General features: G+C 66.4%; 10 protein-coding genes. 1 reads left to right on the top strand and 9 read right to left on the bottom strand.

The window, feature by feature from the left end; translation table 11 throughout:
* Positions 1-168 precede the first annotated feature (168 nt).
* Both HV701_RS24785 and HV701_RS24780 read right to left on the bottom strand, forming a co-directional pair.
* A complete protein-coding gene (locus tag HV701_RS24785; RefSeq protein WP_254595244.1) occupies positions 169-1,599 on the bottom strand; it encodes a sigma-54-dependent transcriptional regulator in 1,431 nt (476 codons plus the stop codon).
* A complete protein-coding gene (locus tag HV701_RS24780; protein ID WP_254595243.1) occupies positions 1,596-3,533 on the bottom strand; it encodes a sensor histidine kinase in 1,938 nt (645 codons plus the stop codon). The genes HV701_RS24785 and HV701_RS24780 overlap by 4 nt, the downstream gene beginning before the upstream one ends.
* A gap of 296 nt (positions 3,534-3,829) precedes the next feature.
* Here HV701_RS24780 and HV701_RS24775 point away from each other — a divergent pair, with 296 nt between their 5' ends.
* Positions 3,830-5,167 carry a dicarboxylate/amino acid:cation symporter gene (locus HV701_RS24775; protein ID WP_175135654.1) on the top strand — a complete coding sequence of 446 codons (1,338 nt, stop codon included), beginning with the start codon at positions 3,830-3,832 and terminating at the stop codon, positions 5,165-5,167.
* A 72-nt stretch (positions 5,168-5,239) separates the two neighbouring features.
* Here HV701_RS24775 and HV701_RS24770 read toward each other — a convergent pair whose 3' ends face one another.
* The 7 genes from HV701_RS24770 to HV701_RS24740 form a co-directional block, all read right to left on the bottom strand.
* The gene (locus HV701_RS24770) at positions 5,240-5,854 is read right to left on the bottom strand and encodes a Maf family protein (RefSeq protein ID WP_175135653.1); all 615 of its coding nucleotides are present in this window, start codon (positions 5,852-5,854) and stop codon (positions 5,240-5,242) included.
* A gap of 56 nt (positions 5,855-5,910) precedes the next feature.
* Complete coding sequence (gene rlmH, locus HV701_RS24765) at positions 5,911-6,381, bottom strand: 23S rRNA (pseudouridine(1915)-N(3))-methyltransferase RlmH (protein ID WP_175135652.1); 471 nt, start codon at positions 6,379-6,381, stop codon at positions 5,911-5,913.
* Between the two features lie 11 nt (positions 6,382-6,392).
* Positions 6,393-6,797, bottom strand: a complete 405-nt coding sequence (gene rsfS, locus HV701_RS24760; protein ID WP_175135651.1) for a ribosome silencing factor — start codon at positions 6,795-6,797, stop codon at positions 6,393-6,395.
* Between the two features lie 76 nt (positions 6,798-6,873).
* On the bottom strand, positions 6,874-7,461 hold the full coding sequence (nadD, locus tag HV701_RS24755) for a nicotinate (nicotinamide) nucleotide adenylyltransferase (protein ID WP_175135650.1): 588 nt from the start codon (positions 7,459-7,461) through the stop codon (positions 6,874-6,876).
* On the bottom strand, positions 7,458-8,369 hold the full coding sequence (gene hemF, locus HV701_RS24750; protein ID WP_175135649.1) for an oxygen-dependent coproporphyrinogen oxidase: 912 nt from the start codon (positions 8,367-8,369) through the stop codon (positions 7,458-7,460). The genes nadD and hemF overlap by 4 nt, the downstream gene beginning before the upstream one ends.
* 12 nt (positions 8,370-8,381) lie before the next feature.
* On the bottom strand, positions 8,382-9,689 hold the full coding sequence (gene purD / locus HV701_RS24745) for a phosphoribosylamine--glycine ligase (RefSeq protein WP_175135648.1): 1,308 nt from the start codon (positions 9,687-9,689) through the stop codon (positions 8,382-8,384).
* Between the two features lie 138 nt (positions 9,690-9,827).
* Positions 9,828-10,559 carry a YebC/PmpR family DNA-binding transcriptional regulator gene (locus tag HV701_RS24740; RefSeq protein WP_175135647.1) on the bottom strand — a complete coding sequence of 244 codons (732 nt, stop codon included), beginning with the start codon at positions 10,557-10,559 and terminating at the stop codon, positions 9,828-9,830.
* Positions 10,560-10,591: the final 32 nt, after the last annotated feature.

Below are 10,591 nucleotides of genomic sequence, written 5' to 3'. Positions count from 1 at the left end.
TTGCGCCGATGATAGTGGACGGACGTCTGTGAAAGTAGGTCATCGTCAGGCTTTTATTGCTCAAAACCCCATAGGCTCGCGCCTGTGGGGTTTTGTTTTTGGCCGCGCGGATTGTGTGTGTAGAGCGCCCCGGTGCGGCAGCGCCGCACAGGAAGGCCAGCCAGCCCTTCAGAGGCGCGGTATCGGGACGGTATAGTCTTGGCGGTCGATACCGTGGCGCTGCAACTTGTCGTAGAAAGTTTTGCGGGGAATGCCCAGCGTCTCGAGCGTCGCGCGCACGTCACCTTGATGGGCGGCGAGCGCTTCGCGAATGAGTTGGGCCTCGAAACGTTCCATCTTTTCCGGCAATGTACCCGTCCCGTTATCCGGGGCCGGCGTAGGCAGGCTGGGCGTATCAAGTACGCCGAGCACGAAGCGCTCGGCGAAATGCGCGAGCTCGCGGACGTTGCCGGGCCAATCATGCGTCAGGAGATGGCGTTTGAGGTCGGCGGGCATGTCGGGGATGTCGCGCTGGAAGCGACGCGATGCGAGGCCCAGATAGTGGGCCAGCAACAGTGGAATGTCATCGCGACGTTCACGCAGTGGCGGGATGCGAATAGTGACGACGTTGAGGCGGTAGAACAGATCTTCGCGGAATCTCGCGCGAACCGCAGGGCTGCCCAGGTCCTCCTTGGTGGCGGCCACGACGCGTAGATCCAGATTACGAACCTCATTGCTGCCCAGAGGGGTGATCTGGCGTGACTCCAGCACGCGCAGCAGTTTGACCTGCACTCCCAGGGGCATGCTTTCGATCTCGTCCAGGAACAAGGTGCCACCGCTGGCGTGTTCGATGCGCCCAATGCGCCGCTTCTGCGCGCCGGTGAAGGCGCCCGCCTCGTGGCCAAACAGTTCGCTTTCGATCACGTTTTCCGGCAGCGCGCCACAGTTGATCGCCACCAGGGCGTGGTGGCGCCGACGGCTCAAGCGGTGCAGGGCCGTGGCGACAACTTCCTTGCCTGTGCCGGTTTCTCCTTCCACCAGCACGTCGACGTCGGCGTCGGCGATATGGCGCAGTGTTTGCTTGATGCGTTGCATCGCCGGCGTGGTGCCGATAAAGGGGACTTGGTCGGCCTGCTCCGTGAACGCCGCTTCGCGCAGGCGCCGGTTTTCCAGGATCAGATGGCGCTTTTCGGCTGCATGGGTAATGGCGGCGATCAGGCGATCGGGGGGATACGGCTTGGCCAGGAAATCGTAGGCGCCGTCACGCATGCATTGCACGGCCATGGCGATATCCCCGTGACCGGTGATCAGGATGACCGGAATCTCCGCATCAATCGCACGCAGCCGCTGGAACAGTTGCAGCCCGTCGATGTCGGGCATGCGGATGTCGGTGACTACCACGCCGTCGAAGTCGCGGTTCAGCGTAGCGAGCGCAGCGCGGGCGCTGGCGTGGGCTTGCACGGTGAAGTCGTGCAGCCTGAGTGTCTGCACGTTGGCACGGCGCAACTCTTCATCGTCGTCGATAAAAAGCACGTGCGGCGCCGGCGACGGGGCGGCAGCGTGCGCGCCAGCGTCAGCGTGGTTCGACGGCGGGCAGGAGGGATCTGGAACGCGTGTCATGGTTGAGAAGGCGGCGATTTGCGCAGCGTCAGGGTGAATATCGCGCCACGGCGGGAGCCGTCGGGCGTAGCAGGGATGGTGTCGTCATGAGGCGCGGCGCGCAGGTCGCCACCGAACTCGGCGATGATGTCGCGCGAGATCACCAGGCCCAATCCCAGGCCTTCGGCCTTGGTGGTGTGAAAGGGCGTGAACAGGTTCGCGCTGGCTTGCGGCGACAAGCCGGGGCCGTTGTCGTTGAAGATCAAGCGTACCGTGGTGCCCATGTCCTGCAAGGCGATGACGATGTTGCCGTCGGCTTGGCCTTCGAGCGCATCCAGGGCATTTTGCAGCAGGTTCACCAGCACCTGCTCGAGGCGGATGCGGTTGGCCTGCACCTGATAGTCCTGCCCGGCCGGCGGGCGGTGCAGCGCCACGCCCTGGCGCCTGGCGCGTGGGCCTACCAGCAGCAGGGCACCGTCGAGCGCCTCTTTCAGGCTGGTGGGGCCGACCGTGGCGCCGGCCTTGCGCGAAAAGGCACGTAGTTCGCCGGTGATGTGGCCAATCCGCTCGGTCAGCGCAGCGATAGTGCCGAGATTGTCCTCGACCGAAGGCGTGTCCTGGCGGCGCAGGAATTCGGCGGCGTTATCGGCGTAGGCGCGGATCGCGGCCACGGGTTGGTTGATCTCATGCGCGACGCCTGCGGCGACCTGGCCCAGCACCGCGAGCTTGCTGGCCTGTACCAGTTCATCCTGCATGGTGTGCAGGCGTGCTTCGGTGCGCTGGCGTTCGTCCATTTGCCCCAGCAATTGCCGATTGGCCTCTCGCAGCTGGGCCGTGCGGTCCTCGACCTGGGCGGCCAGTTGCCGGCTGATGGCCAGTTGCTGCGCGGCCCGCTCACGGCTGCGGTGGCGGCGATACAGCAGGATGCCGAAGGTGGCGGACAGCACCGCCAGCGCCAGTAGGGCACCGAGTTGGGCGTTGGCGGCGGCGCGGTTCAGCGCTGTCTGCATCGGCGACAGCAGATGCAGTGTCCAGCCGGGCGACTCGACGATTGGCAGCGTGGTGTGCAGCATGGGCGCGCCGGCCGGGATCTGTGGCAAGGGCTCGCTCGCCCGCACGATCTGACCGCCTGTCACGGTCTGCAGTGGCGGTTGTAGTGGCAGCGGTTGGAACATGGCGTCGCCGAACTGCAAGCTGGTGCGCAGGGTCTGCGCCAGGTCGGGCGCCAGCGGCGCCTGCACGCGGAAGCGCCAGCCGGGCAGGCTGCCCAGCAACACCACGCCGTGCTCGTCGGTGACGAAAATGGGCGCATTCGACTGGCGCCAGTCGGCTTCCAGATCGCGAAAATCCACCTTCAGCACTACCACGCCGAGCATCGCGCCGCGGTTGTCGTCGACGCGGCGGGACAGGTAGAGGCCGGCCTCGTGGCTGACGGTGCCCAAGGCGAAATGCTCGGCGGCGCCATGCGCGACCGCGCCTTGGAAATAGGGCCGGAATTGGTAGTCGACGCCGACGAAGGTAGCCGGTTCGCGCCAGTTGCTGGCGGCAATCGCGTAGCCGCTTCGGTTCAACACATAGATGGCCGAGGCGCCCACGCCATGGCTGAGCGTGTCGAGCTTTTCGTCCAGGGATTCGATCAGGGCTGGCGTGGGGGTCCGCAGCGCGGCGTGCAGGTCCACGTCACGGGTCAGGACAAAGGGCAGGGCGCGGAATTTGTCCAGGTTGTTGCGCAGCAGGGCGGCGTTGATCTGGCCGGCGCTGCGCGCCTGGAGATACGCTTCCTTGAGCGCGCCCTCGCGCGCCCACTGCCCGGCCACGTGCAGTACGCCGACGACGATGGCCGCGCCCGCGATGGCCAGTATCGCCCATGGCCAGGCCGAGCGTCGCCCTGACGAGCGGCCGTCGGCTGGAACGGGAGGCGCCACGGCGGGCTGGGGAGGAGAACGGGATGGCATGGTTGCGTGCGGTTTTTCGCACATTCTATCCGGTTTTTGTGTGAAATTTCGCCAATGTTATCGATGGCGATTGAATGGGTAAGGTCAAAAATACAGATAAATCAATGCCTTGGCTGCCGCCTTGAGGTGCGGGACCGGTTGGCATGCCATTTGCATATAGGGGGCAAGCCTGGCGGCATCGCGCGCCGGGTGAAATCGGCCTGCGGAGATACGCAGCGCTCTAAAAGAGAAAACGCCCCGATACCCGCTGCGTGCCATCGCAGGGAGCATGGGGCCCCTGGTGGGGACAAATCCCAATGATCGACGTGGATCAAGGCGCGCCCGCGCGCAAGCTCAAGTTCTATCAAATCCTGTACGTGCAGGTCCTGTTCGCCATCGTGGTGGGCATTCTGCTGGGCTATTTCAAGCCCGACCTCGGCCAGGCGATGCAGCCATTGGGCGATGGCTTCATCAAGCTGGTGAAGATGATCATCGCGCCAGTGATCTTCCTGACAGTGTCCACCGGCATCGCGGCCATGAGCGACCTGAAGAAGGTCGGCCGGGTAGCGGGCAAGGCCATGCTGTACTTCCTGGTGTTCTCGACCCTGGCCTTGATTGTGGGCATGTTGGTGAGCCATATCGTGCAGCCGGGCGCCGGCATGCATATCAATCCGGCCACGCTGGACCAGAAGGCGGTGTCGGGCTATGTCGCCAAGGCGCATGATTCGACCATCACAGGTTTCCTGCTGAACGTCATTCCCACCACCATCTTCAGCCCCTTTGTCGGCGGCGACATCCTGCAGGTACTGTTCGTGGCCGTGCTGTTCGGCATCGCGCTGGCGCAGGTGGGCGAACGTGGCAAGCCGGTGCTGAACTTCCTGACGGCTTTGGCCCAACCCATTTTCAAGCTGGTGGCCATCCTGATGAAGGCCGCGCCGATCGGCGCGTTCGGCGCGATGGCGTTCACCATCGGCAAGTACGGCATCAAGTCGATCGTCAACCTGGCGATGCTGGTGGGCACGTTCTATGCGACTGCGGTGTTGTTCGTGGTGGTCGTGCTGGGCATGGTGGCGCGCTATAACGGCTTTTCGATCCTGAAGCTGGTGCGTTATATCCGCGAAGAATTGTTGCTGGTGCTGGGCACGAGTTCATCGGAAGCCGCGCTGCCGACGCTGATGCAGAAAATGGAGCGCGCGGGTTGTTCCAAATCGGTGGTCGGCCTGGTGGTGCCCACCGGTTATTCGTTCAATCTGGACGGCACCAACATCTACATGACGATGGCGGCGCTGTTCATCGCCCAGGCGTGCGATATTCCTCTGTCGCTGGGCGACCAGATCCTGTTGCTGCTGGTGGCAATGCTGAGTTCCAAGGGGGCGGCGGGCGTGACCGGCGCCGGTTTCATCACCCTGGCGGCGACGCTGTCGGTGGTGCCGACCGTGCCGGTGGCCGGCATGGCGCTGATCCTGGGCGTGGACCGCTTCATGTCCGAATGCCGCGCGCTGACCAATCTGGTCGGCAACGCCACCGCCGCGGTCGTCGTGGCACGCTGGGAAGGCGAACTGGACAAGGAGCAGTTGCACGCGGCGCTTGAAGGCGGGGCGCCTGCGGCGCAACCGCAGGCCGTGGCGCCGCAGGTCTCGACCTTGCAAGGCTGATCGACGCCTGTCCGAGGCATGCAAAAGCCCCCGAACCGCGAGGTTCGGGGGCTTTTTCTTTGGGACCGCGCGTCAGGGAAGGACAATGCCTGCCGCGCGCAGCAGGTTGGCGGTTTCGAACAGCGGCAGGCCCATGACGCCGGTATAGCTGCCCTCGATGCGCGCCACGAAGGTGCCGGCCAGGCCCTGGATGCCGTAGGCGCCGGCCTTGCCGTACGGTTCGCCGCTGTCGCAATAGCGCGCGATCTCGTCGGGTTGCAGTACGCGCATCCGCACATCGGTGACGGAGACCGCTTCCAGCAGGCGTTCGCCGCTCCACAAGGCCACGGCGGTATGTACCTGATGCGCGCGGCCGGACAGCGCCTGCAGGATGCGGATCGCGTCGTCCCGGTCGGCTGGCTTGCCCAGCACCAGGTCATCCAGAATCACCGTGGTGTCGGCGGCCAGCAGTGGCAGCGCCGGCAGGGCCTGTGATCGCAGCCAGTCGCGGCCACGCTCGGCCTTGTCGCGCGCAGTGCGCCGGACGTAGTCGGCGGCAGGTTCGCCCGGGTGTTGGGGTTCGTCTTCGCCGGGAGGCGCGGGCACGCGCAGCACCTCGTGGGCCAGGCCGATCTGGGTCAGCAGCTCACGCCGCCGGGGGCTGGCGGAGGCGAGATAGATGCGTGCGGGAGAGAAGGCGTCAGTCATGGGTGGCGGCGCACCGCAGGTACGCAAGGCTGGCGCCCGGCGCCCGGCGGCCGGCATCAGGCGCGGTGATAGGGGTGATTGGTCATGATGGCCCAGGCGCGGTAGAGCTGTTCGGCCAGCACCACGCGCACCATGGGGTGCGGCAGAGTCAGCGACGACAGGCGCAACTGTCCGCTGCACGAGGCCTTGAGCCCGGCGTCGAGGCCGTCCGGTCCGCCGACCAGGAAGACAACATCCTGGCCGCCGGCGCGCCATTGTTCGAGTTTCTGCGACAAGGCCATGGTGGTCAGGTCGCGGCCGCGCTCGTCCAGCGCCAGGCGCAGCGCGCCGGGCGGCAAGGCGGCCTCGATGCGCTTGGCCTCGGCCGCCATCATCTGGGCAGGCGTTTTGCCGGTGGTGCGGGGTTCAGGCTTGATCTCGCGCAGTTCCAGCGCGCAGTCGGGCGGCAGGCGTTTGGCGTAGTCGTCCCAGGCGGTCTGTACCCAGTCCGGCATGCGCGTGCCGACGGCGGCGACGATCAGTTTCACGCCGCGCCGCCTTAGTCGTCGGCGCTGTCGTAGGCGCTGTCGCTGGCGACCGGCGCGGCACGGGTGGATTCGGGCAACAGCTTGACGCGCACCGGTTTGCCACCCCAGATTTCTTCCAGGTTGTAGTACTGGCGGATGGCGGGCTGCATGATGTGGACGACGACGTCGCCCAGGTCGACCACCACCCATTCGCCAGTGTCTTCGCCTTCGATCGTGATGCCGGACAGGCCGAGCGCGCGGCCGCGATCGGACACGCTGGCGGCCAGCGCGCGAGTCTGCCGGTTGGAGGTGGCGCTGGCAATCACGACGCGATCGAACAGGCTCGTCAGATGCGTGGTGTTGAACACCTTGATGTCTTGCGCCTTGACATCTTCGAGGGCGTCAATGACGGCGCGTTGGAGTTTCTGAATATCCATAGGTGCAAATATAACCCGCTGAAGCACGGCGGATGCCGGTTCCAGGGCGCGCGCAGCGCGCCGGGCAGGTGTGGGTTTATCGGTAAAGATGGTGCGCCGCAATATAGGCGGCGACCGGAGCGGCCAGCAGACCATCGGTCGATTCGCCGCGCGCCAGCCGCTCGCGGATCTGCGATGCCGACACCGGCATCGGCGCAAATGGCAGTTCTTCAAGCTGGCGGCCTTGCTCGCGCAGCCAGTCGTTCAGCGCCGCGGGGGGCGCCAGGGGCGTGCCGGGACGCGTCGCCACAGCCAGATCCACCAGGCTGGCGATTTCGCGCCACGCTTGCCAGGTGCAGAAATTGGCCAGTTGGTCGGCGCCCAGCAGCCAGACGTAGCGCGCATCCGCGGGCAGGGCACGCAGGGTGTCGATGGTGTAGGTGGCGCCGCCGCGTTCGAGTTCGATCGGGTTGACCGCCAGGCCGTCATGGCCGGCGATGGCCAGTTCCAGCATGGCGCGGCGCTGGTCGGCGCTGGCATGCAGGGCGGCGCGCTGCCAGGGGTTGGCGGCTGGGATCAACTGCACCTGGGCCAGGCCAAGCGCGCGCAAGGCGTTGTCGGCCAGCGCCACATGCGCGAGGTGGACGGGATCGAAACTGCCGCCCAGGAGTCCGATGCGCTTCACACCCAGTCCCGCGGCGTCAAGTAGGCGGCCAGCTCGGCTTCGGGCGTGCCCGCCTGCGGTTGCCAGTCGTAGCGCCATTGCGCCAGCGGCGGCATGGACAGCAGGATCGATTCGGTGCGGCCGCCCGATTGCAGGCCGAACAGCGTGCCACGGTCGAATACCAGGTTGAATTCGACGTAGCGGCCGCGGCGGTAGGCCTGGAAGTCGCGCTCGCGTTCGCCGTAGGGGGTGTCGCGGCGGCGCTCGACGATGGGCAGGTAGCTGCGCAGGAAGGCATCGCCGACCGAGCGCGTCAAGGCGAACGAGGCGTCAAACCCGGGGGCGTTCAGGTCATCGAAGAAGATGCCACCGATGCCGCGGGTCTCGTTGCGGTGCTTGAGGAAGAAGTACTCGTCGCACCAGCGTTTGTAGCGCGGGTAGTAGTCGGCGCCATGGCCGGCCAGGGCATCGCGGCACACGGTGTGGAAGTGGCGCGCGTCTTCCTCGAAGGGATAGTAGGGGGTGAGGTCGATGCCGCCGCCGAACCAGAACACGTCGGCCTCGTCATGGCCGGGACGTGCCGCAGCCACGAACATGCGCACGTTCATGTGCGTGGTGGGCACGTACGGATTGCGGGGGTGCAGCACCATCGACACGCCCATGGCTTCCCAGGAGCGGCCGGCCAGTTCGGGTCGGTGCGCGCTAGCCGAAGGCGGCAGTTTCGAACCCCGGACATGGCTGAACAGCACGCCGGCGCGTTCGAATAGCCGGCCGCCTTCGACCAGGCGCGACAGGCCGCCGCCGCCTTCGGCCCGGACCCATTCGTCGCTGCGGAAGGGGCCGCCCTCGGCGGCCTCCAGCGCGGCGACAATGCTGGACTGCAGGCCGGTCAGGTAGTCGCGGACCTCGGCGACGGGCAAGGCGTTCATCGGCGCTTCCGGTTACGCGTTGGACTTGGGCTTCTGCTGCGACGGCTTGAGCGCGCGCCAGCCGATGTCGCTACGGTACTGGCGGCCGTCGAAGTGGATGCCGTCGATGGCTTCGTAGACGCGGTCGCGCGCCATCTTGACCGAGTCGCCCAACGCGGTGACGCACAGCACGCGGCCGCCGGTGGTCTGGGTTTCTTCGCCCACCAGGCGGGTGGCGGCATGGAACACCATGCAGTCGTCGGCGTCGGCCGGCAGGCCGCGGATGACATCGCCGGTGCGCGGGGTGTTGGGGTAGTTGTGCGAGGCCAGCACCACGCCCAGGGCGGTGCGGCGGTCCCAGGTGATGTCGGCCTGGTCCAGCGTGCCCTCGACGGCGTGTTCGAGCGCATCCAGCAGGTCGCTCTTTACGCGCATCATGATCGGCTGGGTTTCCGGATCGCCCATGCGGCAGTTGAATTCCAGCGTCTTGATGTCGCGGTCGGGGTCATCGCCGGGGGCGATCATCAGTCCGGCATACAGGAAGCCGGTGTAGGGGATGCCGTCGCGCGTCATGCCCTGCACCGTCGGCAGGATGATCTCGCGCATGATGCGGTGGTGCAGTTCAGGCGTGACGATGGGGGCGGGCGAGTAGGCGCCCATGCCGCCGGTGTTCGGACCCTGGTCGCCGTCCTGCAGACGCTTGTGGTCCTGGCTGGTGGCCAGCGCGAGCACGTTGCGGCCGTCGCACATGACGATGAAGCTGGCTTCCTCGCCCACCAGACATTCCTCGATGACGACGCGCGCGCCCGCTTCGCCCATGGAACCGTCGCCGAGCATGGCGTCGACGGCGGCATGCGCTTCGTCGAGCGTGGCGGCGACCACCACCCCCTTGCCCGCGGCCAGGCCATCGGCCTTGATCACGATGGGCGCGCCTTGCTGGTCGATGTAGGCGTGGGCGGCGGCCGGATCGGTGAAGGTCTCGTAGCGCGCGGTCGGGATGTTGTGCCGGACCATGAAGGCCTTGGCGTAGTCCTTCGAGCTTTCCAACTGCGCGGCGGCCTTGGTCGGCCCGAAGATCTTCAGGCCGCGGGCGCGGAAGACGTCGACGACGCCGGCGGCCAGCGGCGCCTCGGGGCCGACCACCGTCAGGGCGATGCCTTCGCGCTGGACGAAGTCGGCCAATTCCTCGGCATTGGTGAGCGGGATGTTTTCCATCTGCTCGGCGCGTTCGGTGCCGCCGTTGCCCGGCGCCACGTACACCTTGTGTACGCGCGGAGAGCGGGCCAGTCGCCAGGCGAGGGCATGTTCGCGGCCGCCCGAGCCAATTACCAGGAGTTTCATCGTTGCGTGAGTCTTAAGGTTGCCAGTCGAGTGTCGTGGGACACCTGCCCGAGAAATAGGCCACGGCGCCGGGCAGGCCCGGCGCCGATGACAGCGGGACGCGGGCGGCCCGGGGACCTACCGCGCCAGGGTAAAGGATTACTGCGCTTCGTCGAAAATGACGGTGGTATAGACTTCCTGCACGTCGTCCAGGCCTTCCAGGGCGTCGAGCAGTTTCTGCATCTTGACGGCGTCGTCGCCGGCCAATTCGGTTTCGTTCAGCGCTTTCATGACGATGCCGTCGACTTCGGCCTTGAGGCCCGCCTCGTCGAACGCCTTGCGCACGGCGGCGTAGTCGGCCGGGGCGCAGATGACTTCGATCACGCCTTCCTCGTCGGTGGTGACGTCTTCGGCGCCGGCCTCGAGGGCGGCTTCCATGACCTGGTCTTCGGGCGTGCCGGGGGCGAACACGAATTGACCGCAATGCTTGAACATGAAGGCCACCGAGCCTTCCTGGCCCAGGTTGCCGCCGTTCTTGGCAAAGGCGTGGCGCACTTCGGCCACGGTGCGGGTGCGATTGTCGGTCATGCAGTCGACGATGACCGCCGCGCCGCCGATGCCGTAGCCCTCGTAGCGCACTTCCTCGTAGGCGTCGCCGTCCGCGCCGCCCGCGCCGCGCTGGATGGCGCGCTGGATGTTGTCCTTGGGCATGTTGGCGTCGGTGGCCTTGTCCCAGGCCATGCGCAAGCGCGGGTTGCTGTCCGGGTCGGGGCCGCCGGCGCGCGCCGCCACGGTGATTTCACGAATGATCTTGGTCCAGAGCTTTCCGCGTTTGGCGTCTTGACGGCCCTTGCGGTGCTGAATATTGGCCCATTTGCTGTGTCCGGCCATGGCTTCCCAGGATAAATTGTCTGCAAAAGCGG

Origin of the sequence: Achromobacter pulmonis (assembly GCF_902859765.1) — a bacterium.
Lineage (GTDB): Bacteria > Pseudomonadota > Gammaproteobacteria > Burkholderiales > Burkholderiaceae_B > Achromobacter > Achromobacter pulmonis.
The sequence above is the reverse complement of the archived record's forward strand: the minus strand, read 5'-3'. Positions and strand labels throughout refer to the sequence as shown.

Bases quoted from the DNA above. Each gene is read 5' to 3' on its own strand.
- HV701_RS24785 (WP_254595244.1), bottom strand. From the start codon at position 1,599: ATGACACGCGTTCCAGATCCCTCCTGCCCGCCGTCGAACCACGCTGAC.
- HV701_RS24780 (WP_254595243.1), bottom strand. From the start codon at position 3,533: ATGCCATCCCGTTCTCCTCCCCAGCCCGCCGTGGCGCCTCCCGTTCCA.
- HV701_RS24775 (WP_175135654.1), top strand. From the start codon at position 3,830: ATGATCGACGTGGATCAAGGCGCGCCCGCGCGCAAGCTCAAGTTCTAT.
- HV701_RS24770 (WP_175135653.1), bottom strand. From the start codon at position 5,854: ATGACTGACGCCTTCTCTCCCGCACGCATCTATCTCGCCTCCGCCAGC.
- rsfS (WP_175135651.1), bottom strand. From the start codon at position 6,797: ATGGATATTCAGAAACTCCAACGCGCCGTCATTGACGCCCTCGAAGAT.
- hemF (WP_175135649.1), bottom strand. From the start codon at position 8,369: ATGAACGCCTTGCCCGTCGCCGAGGTCCGCGACTACCTGACCGGCCTG.
- purD (WP_175135648.1), bottom strand. From the start codon at position 9,689: ATGAAACTCCTGGTAATTGGCTCGGGCGGCCGCGAACATGCCCTCGCC.
- HV701_RS24740 (WP_175135647.1), bottom strand. From the start codon at position 10,559: ATGGCCGGACACAGCAAATGGGCCAATATTCAGCACCGCAAGGGCCGT.